The sequence below is a fragment of the Priestia sp. YIM B13552 genome (assembly GCF_042787775.1).
GTDB classification, from domain to species: Bacteria; Bacillota; Bacilli; order Bacillales; family Bacillaceae_H; genus Priestia; species Priestia megaterium_E.
Window position 1 is genome coordinate 423,036 of record NZ_JBHZOU010000002.1, and the last position, 23,068, is coordinate 446,103.

At 39.5% G+C, this 23,068-nt stretch carries 20 protein-coding genes; all 20 read right to left on the reverse strand.

Annotated elements, in window-relative coordinates:
- Positions 1-89: 89 nt before the first annotated feature.
- Positions 90-1,049, reverse strand: a complete 960-nt coding sequence (locus ACFX40_RS08240) for an ABC transporter permease (RefSeq protein WP_028410853.1) — start codon at positions 1,047-1,049, stop codon at positions 90-92.
- Positions 1,046-2,107, reverse strand: coding sequence for an ABC transporter permease (locus ACFX40_RS08245; protein WP_014458483.1), 1,062 nt, complete (start codon positions 2,105-2,107; stop codon positions 1,046-1,048). The genes ACFX40_RS08240 and ACFX40_RS08245 overlap by 4 nt, the downstream gene beginning before the upstream one ends.
- Complete coding sequence (locus ACFX40_RS08250; protein WP_098965777.1) at positions 2,104-3,633, reverse strand: ABC transporter ATP-binding protein; 1,530 nt, start codon at positions 3,631-3,633, stop codon at positions 2,104-2,106. Before ACFX40_RS08250 ends, ACFX40_RS08245 begins: the two co-directional genes overlap by 4 nt.
- A 119-nt stretch (positions 3,634-3,752) precedes the next feature.
- Complete coding sequence (locus ACFX40_RS08255) at positions 3,753-4,841, reverse strand: BMP family lipoprotein (RefSeq protein WP_013058816.1); 1,089 nt, start codon at positions 4,839-4,841, stop codon at positions 3,753-3,755.
- A 134-nt stretch (positions 4,842-4,975) separates the two neighbouring features.
- A complete protein-coding gene (locus tag ACFX40_RS08260; protein WP_028410851.1) occupies positions 4,976-5,701 on the reverse strand; it encodes a GntR family transcriptional regulator in 726 nt (241 codons plus the stop codon).
- Positions 5,702-6,058: 357 nt separating this feature from the next.
- Positions 6,059-8,416, reverse strand: coding sequence for an FtsK/SpoIIIE family DNA translocase (locus ACFX40_RS08265; protein WP_098249191.1), 2,358 nt, complete (start codon positions 8,414-8,416; stop codon positions 6,059-6,061).
- A gap of 138 nt (positions 8,417-8,554) precedes the next feature.
- A complete protein-coding gene (locus ACFX40_RS08270; RefSeq protein WP_025750284.1) occupies positions 8,555-8,764 on the reverse strand; it encodes a YlzJ-like family protein in 210 nt (69 codons plus the stop codon).
- On the reverse strand, positions 8,761-9,513 hold the full coding sequence (locus tag ACFX40_RS08275) for a ClpP family protease (protein ID WP_013058820.1): 753 nt from the start codon (positions 9,511-9,513) through the stop codon (positions 8,761-8,763). Before ACFX40_RS08275 ends, ACFX40_RS08270 begins: the two co-directional genes overlap by 4 nt.
- A gap of 105 nt (positions 9,514-9,618) precedes the next feature.
- A complete protein-coding gene (locus ACFX40_RS08280; protein ID WP_098331914.1) occupies positions 9,619-11,286 on the reverse strand; it encodes a ribonuclease J in 1,668 nt (555 codons plus the stop codon).
- A 194-nt stretch (positions 11,287-11,480) separates the two neighbouring features.
- The gene (gene dapA, locus ACFX40_RS08285) at positions 11,481-12,353 is read right to left on the reverse strand and encodes a 4-hydroxy-tetrahydrodipicolinate synthase (protein ID WP_028410848.1); all 873 of its coding nucleotides are present in this window, start codon (positions 12,351-12,353) and stop codon (positions 11,481-11,483) included.
- 75 nt (positions 12,354-12,428) lie between these two features.
- Positions 12,429-13,661, reverse strand: a complete 1,233-nt coding sequence (dapG, locus tag ACFX40_RS08290; protein ID WP_013084757.1) for an aspartate kinase — start codon at positions 13,659-13,661, stop codon at positions 12,429-12,431.
- Positions 13,662-13,700: 39 nt separating this feature from the next.
- Positions 13,701-14,744 (reverse strand): aspartate-semialdehyde dehydrogenase, encoded by a 1,044-nt coding sequence (gene asd / locus ACFX40_RS08295; RefSeq protein WP_013058824.1) that lies wholly within the window; start codon positions 14,742-14,744, stop codon positions 13,701-13,703.
- Between the two features lie 191 nt (positions 14,745-14,935).
- Positions 14,936-15,541 (reverse strand): dipicolinate synthase subunit B, encoded by a 606-nt coding sequence (locus ACFX40_RS08300; protein ID WP_013058825.1) that lies wholly within the window; start codon positions 15,539-15,541, stop codon positions 14,936-14,938.
- Positions 15,541-16,440, reverse strand: a complete 900-nt coding sequence (dpaA, locus tag ACFX40_RS08305) for a dipicolinic acid synthetase subunit A (RefSeq protein WP_013058826.1) — start codon at positions 16,438-16,440, stop codon at positions 15,541-15,543. Before dpaA ends, ACFX40_RS08300 begins: the two co-directional genes overlap by 1 nt.
- A gap of 188 nt (positions 16,441-16,628) precedes the next feature.
- Positions 16,629-16,895, reverse strand: a complete 267-nt coding sequence (locus ACFX40_RS08310; RefSeq protein WP_028410846.1) for a YlmC/YmxH family sporulation protein — start codon at positions 16,893-16,895, stop codon at positions 16,629-16,631.
- 98 nt (positions 16,896-16,993) lie between these two features.
- On the reverse strand, positions 16,994-18,238 hold the full coding sequence (locus tag ACFX40_RS08315) for a M16 family metallopeptidase (protein WP_028410845.1): 1,245 nt from the start codon (positions 18,236-18,238) through the stop codon (positions 16,994-16,996).
- A gap of 28 nt (positions 18,239-18,266) precedes the next feature.
- On the reverse strand, positions 18,267-19,247 hold the full coding sequence (locus tag ACFX40_RS08320) for a polysaccharide deacetylase family protein (RefSeq protein ID WP_016765374.1): 981 nt from the start codon (positions 19,245-19,247) through the stop codon (positions 18,267-18,269).
- A 142-nt stretch (positions 19,248-19,389) separates the two neighbouring features.
- The gene (gene pnp / locus ACFX40_RS08325) at positions 19,390-21,516 is read right to left on the reverse strand and encodes a polyribonucleotide nucleotidyltransferase (protein ID WP_028410844.1); all 2,127 of its coding nucleotides are present in this window, start codon (positions 21,514-21,516) and stop codon (positions 19,390-19,392) included.
- A 168-nt stretch (positions 21,517-21,684) separates the two neighbouring features.
- Complete coding sequence (rpsO, locus tag ACFX40_RS08330) at positions 21,685-21,954, reverse strand: 30S ribosomal protein S15 (RefSeq protein WP_013058831.1); 270 nt, start codon at positions 21,952-21,954, stop codon at positions 21,685-21,687.
- Between the two features lie 149 nt (positions 21,955-22,103).
- The gene (gene ribF, locus ACFX40_RS08335; RefSeq protein WP_060745988.1) at positions 22,104-23,060 is read right to left on the reverse strand and encodes a bifunctional riboflavin kinase/FAD synthetase; all 957 of its coding nucleotides are present in this window, start codon (positions 23,058-23,060) and stop codon (positions 22,104-22,106) included.
- Between the last annotated feature and the right edge of the window lie 8 nt (positions 23,061-23,068).

Below are 23,068 nucleotides of genomic sequence, written 5' to 3' on the forward strand. Positions count from 1 at the left end.
AAAGGCGGAGAAAAGAATATGATTTCTTTGTCTCCACCTTCTATATTTATCCAACTTTAGTCATTGTTAGACCTTATATAGTGGATTTATTAGCGGCGGCCTTTTTCGTAAGGAACGCCTAGCGCTTTAGGAGCCTCAGCACGTCCTACAAAACCAGTAAGTGCTAAGATTGTTAATACGTACGGTGCAATAGTTAAAAGGACGGATGGGATATCTTGAATAACCGGAATCTGAGCTCCCGTGATACTCAAAGACTGTGCTAATCCGAAAAACATGGCTGCACCTAAAGCACCAATAGGATGCCATTTCCCAAAAATCATAGCTGCAATAGCAAGGAACCCTTGTCCAGCAATCGTTCCTGCTGCAAAGTTTGTAGCGATAGACGTAGCATACACGGCTCCGCCGATTCCAGCGAACATGCCAGAAATCATAACCCCAACGTAACGCATTCTCACAACTTTGATCCCCATTGTGTCTGCTGCCATTGGGTGTTCACCAACTGAACGAAGACGAAGACCAAACGGCGTTTTATAAATGATGTACCATACAGCAAAAGCTAGCACAATTGCAATATAAGACGTAATAGGAACATTCGAAAACAGAATTTTACCGATTACTGGAATGTCTGATAGACCTGGAATACTTACTTTATCGATACGGAATTGGATAAAATCTGTTTGTCCTTTCCCAAAAATCTTTTTGATTAAAAAGATTGAAAGACCCGCAGCTAGAAAATTCAGCGCTACCCCGCTTACAGTTTGATCTGCTTTTAATGTAATACTTGCAACAGCATGAATCAGCGAGAACACAGCGCAAACAACAGCCGCAATTACTATCGCTACCCACGGGGCCCAAGCACCTAATGAATCCTGAAGTAAAAGGGTTGAAACAATACCTGTGAACGCGCCAAACATCATCAGCCCTTCTAATCCGATGTTCACGACCCCGGAACGTTCACTAAATATCCCTCCGAGCGCGGTAAAGATCAGCGGTGCAGCTGAATAAAGCGCCGCTGGAATAATAATGGCTAACACCTCTAAGAAGTTCATTTTGCTCCCCCCTTGCCTGCACGGCCAAGCACCCAGCGAATTAAATAACTAGATGCAACAAAAAAGATAATAAGCGCAATGACAATTTGAATTAATTCAGACGGTACGCCTGTCATAAAGTTCATTTGAGGAGCCGCAGTTTGCAATCCTCCGAAAAAGAATGAAGCTAATAAAATTCCAATTGCACTGTTAGCTCCTAAAAGGGCTACGGCGATACCGTCAAATCCCGTACCTGTAAACGCAGTGAATGTACCCATATACTGAAATGTTCCAAGCCCTTCCATTGCCCCGGCAAGCCCGGCAAAAGCGCCTGAAATCGCCATGGATAACACAATGTTTCGGCCTACATTCATTCCTGCATACTGTGAAGCATGTTGATTAAAACCAACAGCTCTTAGCTCGAAGCCCTTAGCTGTTTTATTCAAAATAAACCACATTACGACGGCTGCAGCGATGGTAATAAGAATGCCGTAATGAAGGCGAGAGTTATTGGTTAACTGTGCTAAAAAGCTTGATGCTAAAGATGCCGATTCTTTAATATCATACGATTTTTCATTACCCGCGTATAAATACGTACGGATTAAGCTGCTCGTTGTATAAAGGGCAATATAGTTCATCATGATGGAAACAATTACTTCATGAACATGAAATTTTGCTTTTAAAAACCCTGGAATAAACGCCCAAACTGCTCCAGCTGCAGCTGCTGCTAATACAGCTAAAGGAATATGAATGACTGCTGGTAAATCAAAAGCATACCCAACCCATACTGAAGCCAACCAGCCAACTAAAAGCTGTCCTTCTACTCCAATGTTAAAGAGACCGGTTTTATAAGCAAACGCAACCGCAATACCAGCCAGAGCAAGAGGAGTCATGGCACGAATCGTTTCTCCAATGGCTTTTGGCGTTCCAAACATCCCGTCAAAAAGAGATTGATAGCCAAGCATCGGATCATAGCCGCCTAGTAACATAATAACCGCTCCGGCAATGAGTCCTAATATGGCCGATACAACAGGAATCAAAATCATCATTACACGTTCATTTTTCACAAGTTTATTCATGCTGTTCCACCCGCTTTCTCACGCGTACCGCCTGCCATTAATAATCCTAACTCTTGTTCATTGGTTTCTTTTGGATCTACAATGTCGACTATTTCCCCTTCATAAATAACCGCAATGCGATCGCTTAGATTCATTACTTCATCTAGTTCTAGCGAAACGAGCAGCACTGCCCGTCCTTTATCTCGTTCTTCAATCAGCTTTTTATGAATAAATTCAATGGCTCCTACATCAAGCCCCCTCGTTGGCTGAGCTGCAATTAATAGTTCCGGACTGCGGTCTACTTCACGGGCAATAATGGCTTTTTGCTGATTTCCGCCCGATAGCGACCGCGCTTGCGTATATTCACTAGGCGTTCGCACATCATATTCTGCAATTAACTCTTTTGCTTTTTTATACAGCTCTTTATAATTCAAAATACCTGATTTAGACATCGGCTTTTGATAATACGTTTGAAGACCGATATTTTCACCAATTGTATAATCTAATACCAGTCCGTGCTTATGGCGATCCTGCGGAATATGTCCTACTCCTGACTCCGTAATTTTACGAGTGGATAACGTAGACAGCTCTTGATTTTTTAATGTGATCGAACCCGACTTTATTTTTCTCAGACCCGTAATTGCCTCAATCAGCTCTGTTTGACCATTTCCATCTACACCCGCGATGCCTACAATTTCGCCTGCTCGAACGCTTAGATTAAGTGAACTTACAGCCTCTACTCCTCGGCTGTCTTCTACTACTAATTCTTTTATTGTTAACACAGCTTCTGTTGGAGTCGCTGTTTTCTTTTCAGTTTTAAAATGAACTTCTCTTCCTACCATTAAAGCGGCAAGTTCATCAGGGTTCGTTTCTTGCACATTTACCGTGCCAACTCCCACACCTTTTCGAATAATTGTACAGCGGTCGCACACTGACATAATTTCTTTTAATTTATGCGTAATTAAAATAATTGACTTTCCTTCTTGAATTAACTTTTTCATAATTTGAATTAATTCCGTAATTTCTTGAGGTGTTAAGGCGGCAGTAGGTTCATCAAAAATAAGAATATCGGCTCCTCTGTAAAGCGTTTTTAAAATTTCCACTCGCTGCTGCATGCCAACTGAGATATCTTGAATCTTCGCATATGGATCTACCGATAATCCATATTGATTTGAAAGCTCTTGAATATCTTGAGCTGCTTTTTTAATGTTGATTTTCCCCGTTCGCGTCGGTTCGTTCCCAAGAATAATATTTTCTGTTACTGTAAAGTTTTGAACAAGCATGAAGTGCTGATGAACCATTCCAATTCCTAAGTCGTTCGCTACGTTAGGGTCCGTGATTTTGACTTCTTGGCCGTTTACACGAATCTGCCCTTTTTCAGGCTGATAAAGTCCAAATAAAACGTTCATCAGCGTTGACTTACCTGCACCATTTTCCCCTAACAAAGCATGAATTTCTCCCTTTTTCACTTGGAGTGTAATATTGTCATTAGCGACAATACCGGGAAACTCTTTGCGAATATCTAGCATTTCAATAACATATTCCACTGCTTTCACTCCCTATTCCTGCCTGCTACAGGATTCTGTCTTCGGTTTTTTGGCTATGAAAAAGGCTAGTTTTCACTAGCCTTTTATACTCATATAATCATTGCTTAACAGACGTCAGCTTATTTTTTTAGCGTTTTTTCAAACTCTTTAAATTCTTTATCCGTTTGAGGCACTGTAATGTCACCGTCTAGAATCTTTTGCTTATACTCATCAACTGCTTTTAACGCATCTTTACTTACATTATCTTGTGATGGGGCAATTCCTACTCCGTCTTCTTTTAAGCCAAACACAACTTCTTTACCACCTGGGAATTTATCGTCCATTGCTTTTTTTGCAACATCTTCTACAGCCAAGTCAACGCGTTTAACCATCGACGTTAACGTTACGTTTTCAGGCATACCTTCTTCATGCTGATCGCGGTCAACTCCAATTACCCAAACCTTTTTATCCTTACCGCCTTTTGAACGGTTTTTAGCTTCTGTAAATACGCCGTTTCCAGTACCGCCAGCCGCTTGATAAATAATATCGGCTCCTTTGCTGTAAATAGTAGAAGCAATAGCTGAACCTTTTTCTGGAGAGTTAAAACTTTCTGCGTATTGAGAGATAACTTCAGCATCTGGGTTTACAGATTTAACACCTGCTTTAAATCCGTTTTCAAACTTCTTGATTAATGGAGATTCAACACCTCCGATAAAGCCGATTTTGTTCGTTTTCGTTTGTTTAGCTGCTACTACACCTACTAAGAAAGAGCCTTGCTCTTCTTTAAATAGAATGCTTGCCACGTTATCTAAGTTCTCTGACTTTAGCGTATCGTCTACTAATGCAAAGTTAGCGTCTGGATACTGCTTTGCTGCTTTTTTAATATCTTCTTTTAACAAAAAGCCAATTCCATACGTCAAGTTGTAGCCACTCTCAGCAAATTTAGAAAGATTGCTCTCGTATTCAGACGCTTTTGTAGACTGCAAATACTTATATCCAGTCCCTTCATCAAGTCCGTTATCTTTCCCAAACTTTGTCAGACCTTCCCAAGCAGATTGGTTAAACGATTTATCGTCTACCCCGCCCGTATCTGTTACCATTCCCACTTTAAAATCTGCCGCTTTTTTATCTCCGCCGCTCTTACCTGCGTCGTCTGAGCCACACGCACTTAAAAGTGTTCCTGCCGCTAATACTAGTGATAATGCAAGTCCCGTTTTACGTTTTAACATGTTTTAACCCCCTGAATAGTTTTAAAAGTATAAAGCCAATTTTCTATTTCGTCCTTGTGACCTACATTTGACACCTCCTTAAAAGGACAATGTTAAACAGTTGGAAATTTTCTGACATTTAACCACAAAAAAAACTAGACGCGTTTACGCAGTACTTGGAAACTAAATTGATCTGCTTTAAAATAATTGATGGAATATAAAATGGGTTCATCATGCTGGTCATAATGCATTTGTTTCAGTACAAGCAACGCGGTTTCTGGCTCGCATTGTAAAATAGGAGAAACTTTTTCATGATAGCCTAGAGGCTCAATGTTTGCCACGGCGTATGCAATGTGCTTTCCTGCTTGTTTTTCAAGAATTTCTAGCAAAGACTCTTGTTTATATTCAAAATTTTCAGGCAATATTCTTTGAGGAACCTTGTCCATGCAATATACAACCGGCTCTCCGTTTGCCGTTCTCACCCGTTCAACAAATAAAATCTGTTCGTCTTCCCCGCATGCAAAACGTGTTAAATCATTTTCAGACAACTCTTGTATTTGAGAAGATAAGAAGATTGTTCCAGCCTTCATACCGGCTTGTTCAATCATATGTGTTATACTATTTAGTTGCTCAATCCCTGACAAAAAAGTAGGCTTCGTGTTGACAAATGTTCCCACGCCGTGTCTGCGAACAATAATATTCTCTTCTTCTAGTATGCGAAGTGCCTCACGTAGCGTTGCGCGGCTAACCCCTAGCTGCTTTGATAAATCAAACTCTGAAGGGAGTCTTTCCTTTTCTTTAAAAATTCCTTTTTCTATATTTTGTTTAATTTTATCAATCACTTGTAAATACAAGTGCCGATTATCCGCACGTATAGACATCACTCTTCCTCCATATTAAAAAGTCATCAGACCTCTGATGTTCGACTACTTAATCGAAAATAATATATCATTTTTCGACAGATAAATAAATAGGTTATATTAATTTTTTATTAAAATTTTTAATATTTTTTTAAAAAAATGAATTTTTGTTATTTTTTAATGTCAGCATACCTAACAACCTGCTTTTCTTCTAATATTAGATAAAAACCAAACATTTTAGTCATTAAATTTTTTAATATTCGTTTTTATTTCATTTATTTAGCATGACATATTTTTGTATGATACTATTCTTCCTCTCTGTCGTTTCATAAAAAAGATGACTTGCACATATGCAAGTCATCTTTTCTAGTAACATTATTAAGATCCAACATCCTCATTCTGCTGAGAAATCAGGACGGAACGCGGCTTACTTCCTTCATAAGGTCCCACCACTCCACGCTCTTCCATTGCATCGATTAAGCGCGCAGCCCGGTTATAGCCAATTCGAAAGCGTCGCTGCAGCATAGAAACAGAAGCTGTTTGCATTTCTGCTACAAGCTGTACCGCTTCGTCATATAGCTCATCTGCAAAATCATCAACTTGTTCAGGAGCATCGGTTGGAATCATTTCTTCTTGATACTGCGCTTTTTGCTGTGCAATTACAAAATCAACAATCTCTTCTACTTCTTCATCTGATAAAAAGGCACCTTGCACACGCACAGGTTTTGAAGCTCCAACAGGCATGAACAGCATATCTCCTCTTCCTAGAAGCTTTTCAGCTCCTCCCATATCTAAGATCGTACGAGAGTCAGTTTGTGAAGATACACTAAAAGCGATTCGGGAAGGAATGTTAGCTTTAATAACTCCCGTAATAACATCTACTGATGGTCGCTGTGTAGCAATAATCAAATGAATGCCGGCAGCACGAGCCATTTGAGCAAGACGTGTGATCGAATCTTCTACATCAGATGAAGCAACCATCATCAAGTCAGCCAACTCATCGACAATCACCACAATATAAGGAAGAGTCGGCTGTTTTGCATCGGCGTCTCCATCGTCATTCATACGTTTTACTAAATCGTTATATCCTTCAATGTTTCTCGTTCCGCTGTGTGAAAACAGCTCATAACGTCGCTCCATTTCATTTACAACTTTCTTTAAGGCTTGAGAAGCTTTTTTCGGATCCGTTACAACAGGAGCCAATAAATGCGGAATACCATTGTACATATTGAGCTCAACCATTTTAGGGTCAATCATCATTAATTTTACTTCATGAGGCTTTGTCCTCATTAAAATACTAATAATAATACCGTTGATACATACACTTTTTCCGCTTCCGGTTGCCCCTGCTACAAGCATATGAGGCATTTTATTAAGCTCTGCTAGCACAGCTTCACCTGAAATATCTCTTCCTAAACCAACTAATAGCTTTTTATCCGGTCGGTTATTTTCAGTTGCTTCAAGTACTTCTCTAAGTGAAACCATCGCTACTTCTTCATTCGGCACTTCAATTCCTACCGCTGATTTCCCGGGAATTGGAGCTTCAATCCGAATATCTTTGGCAGCTAATGCAAGTGCTAGATCATCACTTAAATTAACAATCTTACTTACTTTTACTCCTACATCAGGATATACTTCATATTTTGTAACAGCTGGTCCAAGGTGAACTTTTGCCACTTTTGCTTTTACGCCGAAGCTTTGAAACGTTTTTTCAAGTTTTTCGGCATTTTTATAAATGTTTTTATGCTCTTTTGCCTGGTTGCTTTTCTTTGGCATCGTTAATAGCTTGATAGGAGGAAGCTCATACTCTTTATTTTCCGTTTCAGTAAATGTAATCATAGGAGCTTTTTCTTCTTCCTGTTCCTTTTGCGGCCTTGGCTGTTGCGGTGCAGCAGCTACAGGCTTCGATTCCACAACCGGCGGCACCGGAGCTATAGGAGCAGCAGGAGGTTGACTAGACTCTTCCTCTCCGTAGTCAAAGTGTTCAATAATTGGAGGCGAAGGTGCTTCTACTTCTATGTCCATGCTTTCTTCAGGCTCTTGAACAGCTTTTTCTTGGCGTCTCTTTTTTGTTGTTTTGGGAGCTTTTTTCTTTTTATGTTTCCACGTCTGAATATCTTGCCAGCCTTCTTTTAACTCCGTTGTTAAAAAATTCACTAGAGGTGACAAAAGTTTTAATACCGTTTCGTGAAGCGAACGTCCGGTAATAAGCAGTACTCCAATCACAATAAGCAAGGCAGCGATAAGTTCTGTTCCTAAGCTATCAAATAGATAGTAGAACATGGCAAACATAATAGCTCCTATCATCCCTCCGCCTAAATCACTGTGATTCGATTGGCCCGTTGCTTCGAGCATATACAAATCCCACGTGTTCATAATGACAGACGGATCTGTAAACGTTCCGTTTTTTGATAAATTTTCAAATAACGTAACATGACTAAACAGTAAAATAGATAAAATAATGAGATATGTACCGATAAGCTGCCGCGTCACTAAAGGAGGCATTTCCCTTTTCCAAATAATATAAACAGATAGAATAGCCATTCCGATTAAACACAGCATATACCATTCGCCAATAAATAAGCGGACCACTAGTACAAGGGCCTGTCCTACAGCACCAAGTCCTGCCATGGCAATTAACGTTAATGCTAATAAAAATAAGCCAATAAGCTCAAAGCGCAATATGCGTTTCCATTCATCCTTTTTTATTTGACCTCTTCGTTTTTTCTTTGCCATTTTTCCACTCCAATCAACGTCCAACGCTCTATGTTGATTTTGTTTCTTTTATCAGTTGAATAAAAAAGCAGCCAATACAGCGGCTGCCTTCTTCGTCATATTCATTATACCATATTCACCATAATTATACTGAAATCCTTACGACAAAATTTGACCAGGATAATAATTTTCATTCAAATAATCTTGAGGATTCGTGCTTAAAATCCTCACAATTTGCTGTTGCTTTTGTTCATTTTCTTCAACAATAACCGGGATTCCATTATGGCTAATAAGCTTTGGCTGAGATTGTTCTTGTTGATAAGACTGCTGAAAGATTAGTTCTTGCGGCATCATTGTATACAAAATCATTGCAGCAGCTGCTCCTCATTCTGACGTCCTTGCTCAATCAGTTCATTCAACTTTTTGATCGCTTGAGCAACTCCGCCTACTTCGTTAATTAACCCGTATGAAACAGCATCTCCGCCAACTACATTTGTCCCGATATCACGCGTTAAGTTCCCTTTTGAAAACATAAGTTCTTTAAACTTTTCTTCTGAAATATGAGAGTGTTCTCTCACAAAGTTAATCACGCGCTCTTGCATTTTATCTAAGTATTCAAATGTTTGCGGTACACCAATAACAAGACCTGTTAAGCGAATAGGGTGAATGGTCATGGTCGCTGTACCGGCAATATACGAATAATCAGTTGAAACCGCAATTGGAACACCGATTGAATGTCCGCCTCCTAACACAATGGACACAGAAGGCTTGGATAACGAAGCAATCATTTCAGCAATTGCAAGACCCGCTTCTACATCTCCACCTACTGTATTCAAAATAATAAGCAATCCTTCAATTTTTGGATTTTGTTCGATCGCCACAATTTGCGGGATGACATGCTCATATTTTGTCGTTTTGTTTTGAGGAGGCAGCTGCATGTGCCCTTCTATTTGTCCTACAATCGTTAAACAGTGAATATTAGAATCCTGAGGAAGCTGAGCCACGTTGGTCTGTCCTAATTGTTGAATTTTATCTAATATCCCGCCCTTGCTTTCTTCATTTTTATTAGGCTGCTGAGGCGCTTCATCAGAATGTAACCTTTCGTTATTTTCAAACATATTCTAGCTCCTTTCACTTATTGATAGTAGTAGTATGAACTTCTCATAGTTATTACATCCGCATCAGCTGCAAATAAAAAGCCTTCCCAGCGGGAAGGCTTCACATTAGATTTCCATAATAATCGGTAAAATCATCGGTTTACGACGGGTTTTTTCATATAGAAATTGATTTAAACTTTCTCTCATTTTTAATTTTAATGAAGACCACTCGATCACTTTGTCTTCCATACACTTTTCTAAAATTTGCTGAACAATCTTCGTTGCTTCTTCTAAAAGCTTTTCTGATTCTCTTACATAGACGAATCCGCGGGAGATGATTTCTGGCCCCGCTACTACCGTTTTTTGGCGTTTATTAATCGTAACTACTACCGTTAAGATTCCGTCCTGTGACAGCAGCCTGCGGTCTCTCAGAACGATATTTCCAATATCACCGACGCCTAGTCCATCAATAAGTGTATTTCCTGCTTGAATAGAACCGCTAGGGTACATGCGAGCATCTTTAAACTCAACTCGCTCGCCTTTTTCAAGCAAACAAATATGATCTTCTGATATTCCTAATTGACCGGCCAGCTTTGCATAAGCTTTTTGTTTTCGATACTCTCCATTCACAGGCATGACATATTTCGGCTTTGTTAAGTTAATCATAAATTTTAATTCTTCTTGACTGCCGTGTCCGGAAGCCTGCACTTTCTTCTGAGCAAACACTACGCTTGCTCCTAAACGAAAGATGACGTCAATTGTTTTTGAAAAGGTCGTTTCGTGCCCCGCCACAGGTGTAGCAGCCAGCAGGACCGTATCATCTTGTTTGATTTGAATAAATTTATGGGACTGTTTAGCCATTCGAGTAAGACCTAAAATCGGCTCTCCGTGATGACCTGTTGTTAAAATAACCGTTTCATGTTCTGAAAGATCTTTTAGCTTTTGCACAGGAACAATTAAATCCTCAGGCAGCTGCAAATGTCCAAGTTTTGCTGCAATATCAATGATTTTCAGCATATTTTTTTCCATAACGATCAGATTGCGGCCGTGCTGATATGCGGCATGAATGATTTGCTGAATACGGTGCAGATTGGAACTGTATGCAGCAACAATGATTCGACCTTTGCTTTTATAAAAAGCGTCGGTAATATTTTGTCCAATGACGGCTTCGGAAACTGTATAGCCCGGCTTATCCGCATTTGTACTGTCTGAAAGCAAACACAGCACGCCTTGTTCCCCAATGGCAGCCATTTTTCCAATATCAGCGCTTTGAATGCTGACTGAATTTTGATCAAATTTAAAATCACCTGTATATACAATCGCACCTTGATTTGTTTGTAAACAAATACCGACTGAATCTTGGATGCTGTGCTGCGTTCTGAAAAATGAAATATCTACTCCTTCAAACGATAAAACCGTTGACGAAGTGATAGGATGTAAAGCTTCATATTTTTTAATTCCATATTCTTTTAACTTTTCTTTGATAAGTGCTAGCGTTAATTCTGTACCATATACAGGCACATCCAATTTTTGAAGTATAAAGGGAATAGCGCCAATTTGTTCTTCGTGTCCATGAGTAACAAATATGCCTTTTACGTTCTGCTGATTTTCTACTAAATATGTAATGTCCGGAATGACAATATCAATTCCTAACATTTCCCCTCCCGGAAACTTTGATCCTGCATCTAACACATATATGTTTTCATTGATTTCCACCACATACATGTTTTTTCCAAGTTCTCCGACTCCACCCAAGGCTGAAATTTTAATATTTTCTGTCTTTTCTAGTACCATAAGCTCCTCCTACTTACTTTCACCCGTTCAATTTCATTTGCTTACATTATAACTGAAGTAAGAATTGGAATACAAGAAATTTCATTCGTCTATTTCCGTCATCTGCTCTTCTATTATCTTATAAGAAAAAAACGTCTCTTCATCGACTCGTATATACGGTCAATGAAGAGACGTTTAAAAAACATACTTATAGCTTATAGCGTATTTAATGTGCTGACTAACGTTTGGCGTTCTTCTTCCGTTAACGGAACTAAAGGTAATCGTACCGATCCTACGTCTAACCCTTTTAGCTGTAAAGCTGTTTTAACAGGCGTTGGACTTGGAGCCGCAAAAAGAGATTTCATAACAGGTACAATACGCTGATGAATTTTTGCTGCTTCCTTCGGATTTCCCGACTCATACAGCTTAACCATCTCTTGCATTTCATTCCCAATAACGTGAGAGGCAACAGAAATAATACCAGTTCCTCCAACTGCTAGTACCGGTAGTGTTAAACCATCATCACCGCTGTATAAAGCAAAATCATCGCTTGTTTGTGCGATAATAGCTGTCATTGCGTCAAGATCTCCGCTTGCATCTTTTAACGCTACAACATTTGGCAGTTCAGCTAGGCGTACAATTGTATCAACAGACATATTGATCACAGATCGCCCTGGAATATTGTATAACATGACAGGCAGCTCTGTACTTTCAGCAATTGTTTTAAAATGCTGATATAAGCCTTCCTGATTCGGCTTGTTGTAATAAGGTGCTACAATCATAATCGCATCTACGCCGATTTCTTCTGCCTTTTTTGTTAATTCAATTGATGCATACGTATTGTTGCTTCCTGTACCAGCCACAACAGGTACACGGCCATCTACTACCTTTACTGAGTGGCGGAACAGCGCCAGCTTTTCTTCTGTTGAAAGCGTAGGAGATTCACCCGTTGTTCCTGCAATAACCAACGCATCCGAACCGTTGCTGATTAAATAGTTAATAAGCTGCGTTGTTTTTTCAAAATCAATATTTCCTTTATGATCAAAAGGCGTTACCATCGCTGTTGCGACTTTCCCAAAATCAATCATGTTTTCACTCCTTGAAATTGCATTATCCCTATTCATGTAATGAACCGTTAGCTTATAGCTAACGGAACATGTAGTTTATCTCTTTTGCGGTGCTTTTGACAAGTCAAAGGCACCATGAAGAGCATTAACGGCTTTCTTTAAATCCTCTTCTTTTACAAGCACCCAAATCGTCGTATGGCTGTCAGCAGATTGTAAAATCTGAATACCTTCGCCAGAAAGGGCTGTAACAATTTTAGATGTAACACCAGGCACCCCTGCAATTCCTGCTCCAACCGTTGACACTTTGGCACAGTTGCGAATAACAGCCGGCTCATACCCCAGCGCATGAAGCACATCAATCGCTTTGTCAGTTGCTTCATCTGTTACCGTATATACAACACCCTTCGGTGAAATATTGATAAAATCTACGCTGATTTTTTCTTGTGCCATTGCTTTGAATACTTCTGCTTGCGTATCATAATGGCCTTCTTTACTAAAAACTTTAATTTGAGTGACGTTGGATACGTGCGCGATGCCTGTTACAAGGCGTTCTTGTACATCGCTTCCACGCTGCTGTGCTTCACCTTGAGATGTAACGAGCGTACCTGTTGAATCAGCATACGTGGAACGGACGCGCATCGGTACTTTTGCTTGCATGGCAATTTCTACGGCACGTGGGTGAACTACTTTTGCACCTTGATAAGCCATGTTGCATATTTCGTTATATGTGACAACGGATAGCGGTCTTGCATCTTCTACAATACGCGGGTCCGCTGTCATCACACCTTCTACATCTGTGAAAATGTCAATGTAATCAGCCATAAGGGCTGCACCTAAAGCTGAAGCAGATGTATCGCTGCCTCCGCGTCCAAGCGTTGTTGTATCACCTTCAGTAGTTGCACCTTGAAAGCCTGTTACAACAACGACATCATATTCTTCTAATTCTTTTAACAAACGATCGCATTTCATTTCTAGTATCTTGGCATTGGTAAAATCATCATTCGTCACAAACCCGGCCTGTGCACCGTTTAACGCTGTAGCTTTAATACCATTTTCGTTTAATAAATTCGTAAACACAACCGATGAAATTAATTCTCCGCATGCCATAAGCATATCAAGCTCACGTTTATTAAGAGACGCTTTATTTCCATCAACAAGTGAAAGCAATGTATCCGTTGCATACGGCTCACCTTTTCGTCCCATTGCCGATACAACAACGACTACTTTGTAACCCTCACTTAATGCATTATTTAAATGATAGATTGCTCTCGCTCTTCCTTCTTCGTTACGAACGGAAGTTCCTCCAAATTTTTGGACGATTATTTTCATACTTACACCTCATCATGTTCCGAGACACTCTGGTTGCGCTTATTTTACTAAGCTAAGCTTAATAAGTGATTCTGCAATTTGTACAGAATTCCAAGCTGCACCTTTTAACAAGTTATCAGAAACGATCCACATATGGAAACCGTTATCGCGATCTAAATCTTTACGAATACGGCCGACAAACACATCTCGTTTACCTACACAATCTGCTGGCATTGGATATACTTGATTTTCTGGATCATCTTGCAATACGATACCAGGTGCATCAGCCAATAAATTTTTCACATCAGCTACCGTTACACCGTCTTTTTCAATTTCAATGTACACTGACTCTGAATGACCTGTTACAACCGGTAGACGAACACAAGTAGCAGCTACTGGCAATTCAGGCATGCTCATAATTTTCTTCGTTTCATTAATCATTTTCATTTCTTCAAATGTAAAACCGTTATCTTGAAATTTATCAATTTGCGGAATGGCATTAAAAGCAATTTGATAATGTTTTTTATCTCCACCAACCGGTAAAATTTCCGGTGTAAACTCTTTTTCTTCTAAAATAGCTTTAGCTTGTTCTTTTAATTCATTAATTGCAGCAGCGCCTGCTCCAGAAACGGCTTGATACGTTGATACTAGTACTTTAGATAAGCCATATGTTTCACGCAACGGCTGTAATGCTGCAACCATTTGAATTGTGGAGCAGTTTGGATTAGCAATGATTCCGTTATGTGCGTGTAATGCGTCTTCATTCACTTCCGGCACAACTAACGGGACATTTTCATCCATTCGATAAGCGCTTGTGTTGTCTACAACGATTGCTCCGCGTTTTACTGCCTCTGGTGCAAGTGCTTTTGAAATACTCCCGCCTGCACTGAATAAAGCAATATCTACGCCTTCAAAGCTATCAGGAGTTGCTTCTTGCACAACAACTTCTTCTCCGTTAAACAACACTTTTTTACCAGCTGAACGAGCTGAAGATAATAACGTTAATTTACCAACTGGAAAATTACGCTCCTGTAGGGTTTTAATCATTTGTTGTCCTACTGCACCTGTTGCTCCTACTACTGCTACATGTAATTCTCTTGTCATTTTAATACCGCCTCCAACAATTTTCAACTACTCAACATTTATCTGCATATACTGACTATTTTAACATATTATTATGCTTCATTGCGTCAAAGAAGAGAAGATTTTTAAAATCTTCTCTTCTTTGAGATTGAGAGTTCTCTTACAGCCGCAGTATTGAATAGATTCATGCAACAGCAAGAGGCATATATGTCCTATGACTCTTGACCGTCGCGGAACCTTTCGACAATAACAGGCTGAATCTGTTTATCTTCAAGCGCTGCGTACACCGTGTCTGATAACATCGTCATACGCGCTACCATTGAATTCGGCTTAAGCACCGGGTCATCTTGACCAAATGGAATAAAATAAATATTTTTAGTCGCCATTAGCCTCATTAAGTTTACACCATTTAGCCCTAGTGCGTCATTAGTCGAAATTCCCAGTACCACCGGCTTATTATTACGAAGCGTTGCTTTAGCTGCCATGAGTACCGGAGATTCAGTCATTGCATTTGCAAACTTACTCATCGTATTCCCAGTGATTGGGGCAACCACCATACAATCAAGCGGAATCTTTGGTCCTAAAGGCTCTGCTTTTACAATTGTATTGATGACGGCGTGACCCGTTAATTCCTCAATTTTCTTCACCCAGTCTTCTCCATCTCCAAAACGAGTATTTGTGGATTGTACAGTGTAAGAAACGACCGGTAACACTTCTGCTCCCAAATTAACAAGCTTTTCAATTTCCGGCATAACCGCATCATACGTACAGTGAGACCCGGTCAAGCCGAATCCTATTCTTTTACCTTTTAATGACATTATTTTTTCTCCTCTCTCGCATCCGCAGCGTCTTTTAATAAATTCACTAATACATTAGCGACAATCTGACCTGCTGTTTTTGGAGCCACAATTCCTGGAAGACCTGGTGCTAAAATAGCTTTAATTCCTCGTTTTTCCGCATAGCGGAAATCGGTTCCTCCAGGCTTTGAAGCTAAATCAATAATGAGTGCATGGGTCGGGACATTAGATAATGTCTTAGCCGTTAAGATGGGGTATGGAATGGTGTTAATACATATATCACTATCAGCAATTTCTTTATCGAGTTCAGAAAGATAGAAAGGTTGCAAACCCATTTCAGCAATACGTGCTAAATGTTCAGATTTTCTAGCTCCTACTTTTACATTGGCACCGAGTGCAGCAAAGGACCTCGCCACGCTCATTCCTACTCTTCCTAAACCTAGGACAGAAATATTTGAACCGTGAATGGTAAAATCCGTATGTTGAATAACAAGCATGATGGTACCTTCAACAGTAGGAATAGAGTTATAAATTGCTACATCATCACGCTCAAATAGCTGAACGAGTTTACGGTTTGTCGTTTTGACTAATTCGTTTAAATACCCATTGCTAATACCAGAATAAATAATGCAGTGCTCAGGCGTTTTTTTAAGTATTTCTTCAGTCAGCACTACTTTTTCATTTGAAAAAATAGTATCTACTTGCCCTTCGTGATTTGTTCCAGGCACTGGAAGGATGATGGCGTCAACATCTGAAAAATCCAGCTCCTCTATCTGATATTTCGTCGCACCTGTAAAACCATGATCTAGCTGATCAAAACCAATAAGAGAGGTTTTTGCATCTAATTGAATTAATTTTCGAATGACTTCAAGCTGCCTAGCATCACCGCCAATTACAGCTATGTGCAAATCCGTTAACATGTTTCATTTTCACCTTCTTTAACATTAAATAGATGTATCTTTCGCTTAAACCATCGAGATGTAAAGTGCTATCATTACGCCCTAGAATGCCTATTGCTTTTCTTCAACATACTATGTAAACACACAGGAATCGGTGAATCTTTATCCCTGAAAATAAAAGAAACGAGATGCAGGAAGCATCTCGTTTCTTATTTTGTTGACTCATTGTTTATGTCTTCTAGCTGCTGGACATTTACAATCACCATATCTGTACCAATTTTTTCGATATTTCCCCACGGCACTCGCACTTCATCTCCTTGCTTTCGAAACCCAAACCACTTCACAGATGGAATAATCAGCGCATTAATTTGTCCCGTATGTTCATTAATTTCAAGATCCGTTTGCCCTAAAATACCCAAACGTTCTGCTCGCTTAACATCTACAATTTCTTTTCCACTCAGTTCGCTTAATCTCATAGAATCCCTCCTTTCATCTAATTTATTGAACAACCATACAAAAAATGACAAAAAAATAAGGCTGGCTCAATTATTTTAGCCAACCTTACTTTTACTGTTTACTTTCCTTTAAAACCTTTAGGTAAATCTCCACTCGGGCTTATTAGCGAAAGAGCAAATTCATCTTTGAAAATATCTCGTGCAAGACCATTTACACTATCTTTAGTCACGGCATTAACAAGGTCTAGAATCTCATCTAATGAACGGTGATAGCCTAGCATTAACTCATTTTTTCCGTTTCTGCTCATACGGCTATTTGTACTTTCAAGGCTCAGCATTAAGTTTCCTTTCAGCTGCTCTTTGCTGTTAGAAAGTTCTTTATCTGTAATCCCTTTGTCTTTCAGATCATAAAGCGTTTCTTGAACGGTATCATATAATACGTCGAGCTGATGGCTTCCCGTCCCCCCATAAATCGTGACAAGACCGCTGTCTCGATAAGAAGAATGATAAGAGAAAACAGAATAAGCCAAGCCGCGCTGTTCGCGGACTTCTTGGAACAAACGACTGCTCATACTTCCGCCAAGCACGTTATTTAATACAATTAAGCTATATACATCTTCTCCGCCGATTGGCAAACCTTTAAAGCCAAGGCAAAGATGAGCTTGTTCTGTTTCCTTTTTGCGCGCAATATGATTTGTATGAAACTCTGGCTGAACATATTGATGAGCGGAATGACTTGACGTATATGTACCAAAATAGTTTTCCACCTGCTGAATAAAACTTTCATCAATGTTTCCAGCTACTGAAATAACGATGTTTTCGGGAATATACATTTGCTCCATATACTGACGAAGCGAATCACCGTTAAATGTTTTTAACGTATCTTCCGTTCCTAAAATTGGATAGCCTAATGGATGATTGCCATATACGGCTTTGCCTAATAAATCGTGTACAATATCATCAGGTGTATCTTCATACATTTTAATTTCTTCATATACAACATTTTTTTCACGAGCTAATTCCTCTTCATCAAATGAAGAATTAAAGAACATATCCGCTAGCACATCGAGTGCTTGATCTGCGTGTTCGTCTAATACTTTTGCATAGTAGCACGTGTATTCTTTAGAAGTGAATGCATTTACTTGTCCCCCAATGCGGTCGAAGCTTTCTGCAATTTCACGAGCAGATCTTGTTTTTGTTCCTTTAAAAAACATATGTTCAAGAAAATGTGATACACCATTAATTTCAGGGTGTTCACTTCGAGAACCCGTTCCGATCCAAACCCCAATGGCCACAGATCGAACAGTTGGGATATTTTCCAATACAATTCTTACACCATTTTTGCACGTATATCGTTTTATCAAGCTAGTGCCTCCCTTTTGCTTATCTCACTTACTTCTTAGTAGAAGAAGGTATTTTCATCATTCGTTCTTCATCTAGCATTGTTGACACATCGCTAACTTTCAGGCCTTTGCGTTCAATATCGGTTAACAATTGGTCAAGCGATTCGGCCGTTGATTCAGTCGGGTGCATCAGTACAATAGCCCCTGGGTGAATCTTTTTCATTACTCGATTAATTAACACTTCTGAACTTGGCTTTTGCCAATCGATTGTATCAACTGTCCACATGATGGTACTCATTTTTAACTGAGAAGCAAGCGTTACTACTTCGGGGCGAAAACTGCCGCTCGGCGGAGCAAACCATTTTACTTTTTGTCCCGTAGTAGACGTAATAATATCATTCGTTTTTTTAAGCTGCTGATTGATTTGACTAGCCGATAAAGTGGCCATATCAGGATGAGAATAAGAGTGGTTTCCTACTTCATGCCCTGCGTCTACAATCATTTTTGCCATATCTGGATTATTTTTAACCCATTTTCCTTCTAAAAAGAAAGTTGCTTTAGCATGGTGCTTTTTTAGCACTTCTAACATTTTAGGCAAATACTCGTTCCCCCATGCTACGTTCACTGTAAACGATACCATAGGCTTTTCATCGTGTCCACGGTAGATAGGTTCCTGTGGTAAATCCTTCAAGTGAACCTTTGGTCTAACCTGTTTGTACACTAGTTTTTTTTCATCAAATTTACCCGCAGGTTTCATATTTTTATAAGAAGCAGCAAGATCAACTTTTATGCCGTTATAGCCAGGAACCCGTTTCCATACGGGATCGATTCGTGCATTCGCTGCCGGCTTTTCATAATCTTTTGCTTTTTCTTCAATCTTTTGATATAACGCATCATGCTGAGCTGATACAAGTTGTACATCGGATTTAAGTGCTTCTATATATGCTTCAGCAAAAGGATTATAAATAGATTTATATGTAATTGCCAGTAAAAATAGAAATGCTGTAAATTGCACAATGGTTCTCTTCACTTATCCTTCCCCCTTTACCATTTAAAATATGTATAAAGAGGACAAGGTAGAACAAACATCTACAAACGATAAAATCGCCCTACACATGGATTTTCTTCATGTATGGACGATTTCACAATATCTATATAGTAGTAAAAGAAGATTATTTTGTTTCTTTTGCTTTTTCTTCTTTTTCTTTTTGTTCTTTTAAAATTGCTTTACGAGATAAGTTAACGCGGCCTTGTTTATCAATTTCCATAACCTTAACTAAAAGCTCGTCACCAATCGCTACAACGTCTTCCACTTTTCCAATACGCTCTTCTGCAAGCTCTGAAATATGAACAAGCCCATCTTTTCCGCTGAAGATTTCTACAAATGCACCGAATTTTTCAATTCGTTTTACTTTTCCTAAGTACATTTGGCCGACTTCAACTTCGCGTACAAGATCTTCAATAATTTTCTTCGCTTTTTCATTCATTGGCTGATCAATAGAAGAAATGAAGATTGTACCATCTTGTTCGATATCAATTTTAACGCCTGTTTCTTCGATGATTTTATTGATTTGCTTGCCGCTTGGTCCAATAACATCACGAATTTTATCAGGGTTAATCGCCATTGTAAGGATCTTAGGCGCATATTGAGAAAGCTCTTGACGAGGCGTAGCAATCGTTGACATCATATGATTTAAGATCTGCATACGGCCTTTTTTTGCTTGTTGAAGGGCTTCGTCTAAAATTTCACGAGATAACCCGTCAATTTTAATATCCATTTGAAGCGCAGTTACGCCATTTTCCGTACCTGCTACTTTAAAGTCCATATCTCCTAGGTGATCTTCCATTCCTTGAATGTCCGTTAGAATCGAATAGTGTTCACCTGATTTGATCAGACCCATGGCAATCCCTGCTACAGGTGCTTTAATTGGAACCCCAGCATCCATCATTGCAAGCGTACTTGCACAAATACTCGCTTGTGAAGTAGAACCGTTTGACTCTAATACTTCAGATACAAGACGAATTGTATAAGGGAAATCTTTTTCATTTGGAATAACAGGCTCAAGTGCACGTTCACCTAGCGCACCATGTCCAATTTCACGACGACCCGGTCCGCGCATCGGTCTAGTTTCACCAACACTAAATGAAGGGAAGTTATAGTGATGCATGAAGCGTTTAGATTCTTCTACACTTAAACCATCTAAAATTTGCACATCGCCCAGTGCACCTAATGTACAGATGCTAAGCGCTTGAGTTTGTCCACGCGTAAATAATCCAGATCCGTGTGTACGAGGAAGCAAGTTTGTTTCAGAAGAAAGTGGACGAATTTCGTCAATACTACGGCCATCAGGACGCACTTTTTCTTCTGTGATCAAGCGACGCACTTCACTTTTAACAAGCTTTGATAAAATTTCATTCACTTGATTTAGTACTTCTTCTTCTACATCTTGCTCTTCAAATTTTGCAGCTACGGCGCTTTTCACTTCTTTAATCGCATTTTCGCGCGCATGCTTTTCTTGAACTTGAACCGCACGGTTCATGTCACCTTCTGCAATTTCGCGAACTTGACGCTCAAGGTCAGCATCCACAGTATAAAGCGCAACTTCTACTTTTTCTTTGCCTACTGCTGCTACAATTTCTTCTTGGAACGCAATTAATTTTTTAATTTGCTCGTGTCCAAACATAATTGCTTCTAGCATTACTTCTTCCGGTACTTCATCAGCGCCTGCTTCAACCATGTTGATCGCGTCTTTTGTACCAGCAACCGTCAGATGAATATCGCTTTTTTCAAGCTCATCTACCGTTGGGTTTACAACAAATTCATTGTCTACACGGCCTACGATTACGCCTGCAATAGGACCTTCAAATGGAATATCAGATACTGATAATGCTAATGAAGAACCGAACATTGCCGCGATTTCTGAAGAACAGTTTTGATCTACGCTCATTACAACGCTGACAACTTGAACTTCGTTTCGGAAACCATCTGCGAATAAAGGACGAATCGGACGGTCGATTAAACGGCTAGCCAAGATTGCTTTTTCACTTGGTCTGCCTTCACGCTTAATGAATCCACCTGGGATTTTACCGACTGCATATAAACGCTCTTCATAGTTTACTGTTAACGGGAAGAAATCTACATTTTTAGGCTCTTTTGAAGCCGTTGCTGTACTTAATACAACTGTGTCTCCATAGCGGATTAATGCTGCGCCATTTGCTTGTTTTGCCAACTGGCCAACTTCAACTTCTAGCTTTCGTCCAGCTAGATCTACGGAGAACACTCGTTTTTCTTGTTCCATATCGACGAGTACCCCTCTCTACATATAAAATATGTATGTAATCAAATGTGATAGTTTTATTATAAACGAAATATCCAAAAACAATAGCTTTTTTCACATTATGTAGCATCTTTAATGTTTCTTAAATGTACATACTAAAAAAGCGGGAATGCTCCCGCTTTCTTCTTATTATCGACGTAAACCAAGTTTGTTGATTAACTCACGATAACGAGTAACGTCTTTGTTACGTAGGTAGTTAAGTAAGTTACGACGTCGACCTACCATTTTTAAAAGACCACGACGTGAATGGTGATCCTTTTTATGAGTACGTAAGTGACCGTTTAGATTGTTAATTTGCTCTGTTAGGACAGCGATTTGAACTTCTGGAGAACCAGTGTCGTTCGCATGAGTTTTGTACTCACTAATGATTTCATTTTTACGCTCTTGTGTGATAGCCATCCTATTCACCTCCTTATTATTAAACCCCAGTTACCGAGCAAAACGTTGGTGAATCGTAATGCCAAGCAATGGTTGTTTTACATACAAGTGTTATGTTACTACTTATTGAAGCAAAAAGCAAGTCGTAGCAGCTATTTATATATATTTTTTTATTTCTTATGCTTTTGAATTCCTTCAAAATAAGCAAGGGCTTCTTCCTTGTCCTTTGAGATCTGACCGACAAGCTCTTCGATGCCGCTGAACTTTTTTTCTGACCGAATCATTCGGTGCCATTTCACCGTTACGTGCTGATCGTAGATTTGTTCGTCAAATGATAATAAGTGCACTTCGATTGTTGGCTTTTCTAAATTTTCGTGAAAAGTCGGCTTATAGCCCACGTTGCATACTCCTGCATACCACTTGCCGTGGAGCTGAAGCTCAACAGCATACACGCCGATGCGCGGAAGTAAATACTCATCGTCTAAGGCGATGTTAGCAGTTGGAAAACCTATTTGCCTGCCTCGCTTTTCTCCGTGAGTTACTGTGCCTGACACTTCATAATAGCGCCCAAGCAGCTCTTTTACTCGATGCATGTCTCCATTTGCTAAATTTTCGCGAATAAGCGTTGAACTAATTTTTTCTTCGCCATTTGTTAACTTATCAATTGTTGTTTGAGTGAATTTTGATCGAGAATGAAATGGTAGTATTTCCATTGTTCCTTTACCTAACTTTCCATACGTATAGTCAAATCCAGCTACCACATGCTGCACATTCAGGCCAATAATATACTGATCCACAAACTCTTGAGGCAATAGTGCTGCAAACTGTTTATCAAAATGAACGATATATAAAAAGTCAATTCCCATTTCCTCAATGAGTTTCTTTTTTTCTTGAAGTGGTGTGATCATATCAATGTGCTGCACGTTGCGCCCGAGCACCACAGAAGGGTGAGGAGTAAACGTCATCACAGCACTAGCTATGCCTTTTTCATCGGCTAACCGTTTTGCTGAATTTATCACTTGCTGATGCCCTAAATGCACACCATCAAAATAACCAAGCGCTAACACTGATTGTTGAACAGCTTCTCGTTGAAAGTGGTGTGGATGTCGAATTTCAATCGTTTCCAAAACACAGT

What these genes read in the sequence shown, in the direction of transcription:
- ACFX40_RS08240 (WP_028410853.1), bottom strand. Translation starts at nt 1,049, where the DNA reads ATGAACTTCTTAGAGGTGTTAGCCATTATTATTCCAGCGGCGCTTTAT.
- ACFX40_RS08245 (WP_014458483.1), bottom strand. Translation starts at nt 2,107, where the DNA reads ATGAATAAACTTGTGAAAAATGAACGTGTAATGATGATTTTGATTCCT.
- ACFX40_RS08255 (WP_013058816.1), bottom strand. Translation starts at nt 4,841, where the DNA reads ATGTTAAAACGTAAAACGGGACTTGCATTATCACTAGTATTAGCGGCA.
- ACFX40_RS08260 (WP_028410851.1), bottom strand. Translation starts at nt 5,701, where the DNA reads ATGTCTATACGTGCGGATAATCGGCACTTGTATTTACAAGTGATTGAT.
- ACFX40_RS08265 (WP_098249191.1), bottom strand. Translation starts at nt 8,416, where the DNA reads ATGGCAAAGAAAAAACGAAGAGGTCAAATAAAAAAGGATGAATGGAAA.
- ACFX40_RS08270 (WP_025750284.1), bottom strand. Translation starts at nt 8,764, where the DNA reads ATGATTTTGTATACAATGATGCCGCAAGAACTAATCTTTCAGCAGTCT.
- ACFX40_RS08275 (WP_013058820.1), bottom strand. Translation starts at nt 9,513, where the DNA reads ATGTTTGAAAATAACGAAAGGTTACATTCTGATGAAGCGCCTCAGCAG.
- ACFX40_RS08280 (WP_098331914.1), bottom strand. Translation starts at nt 11,286, where the DNA reads ATGGTACTAGAAAAGACAGAAAATATTAAAATTTCAGCCTTGGGTGGA.
- dapA (WP_028410848.1), bottom strand. Translation starts at nt 12,353, where the DNA reads ATGATTGATTTTGGGAAAGTCGCAACAGCGATGGTAACGCCTTTTGAT.
- dapG (WP_013084757.1), bottom strand. Translation starts at nt 13,661, where the DNA reads ATGAAAATAATCGTCCAAAAATTTGGAGGAACTTCCGTTCGTAACGAA.
- asd (WP_013058824.1), bottom strand. Translation starts at nt 14,744, where the DNA reads ATGACAAGAGAATTACATGTAGCAGTAGTAGGAGCAACAGGTGCAGTA.
- ACFX40_RS08300 (WP_013058825.1), bottom strand. Translation starts at nt 15,541, where the DNA reads ATGTCATTAAAAGGTAAAAGAATAGGATTCGGCTTGACCGGGTCTCAC.
- dpaA (WP_013058826.1), bottom strand. Translation starts at nt 16,440, where the DNA reads ATGTTAACGGATTTGCACATAGCTGTAATTGGCGGTGATGCTAGGCAG.
- ACFX40_RS08310 (WP_028410846.1), bottom strand. Translation starts at nt 16,895, where the DNA reads ATGAGATTAAGCGAACTGAGTGGAAAAGAAATTGTAGATGTTAAGCGA.
- pnp (WP_028410844.1), bottom strand. Translation starts at nt 21,516, where the DNA reads ATGGAACAAGAAAAACGAGTGTTCTCCGTAGATCTAGCTGGACGAAAG.
- rpsO (WP_013058831.1), bottom strand. Translation starts at nt 21,954, where the DNA reads ATGGCTATCACACAAGAGCGTAAAAATGAAATCATTAGTGAGTACAAA.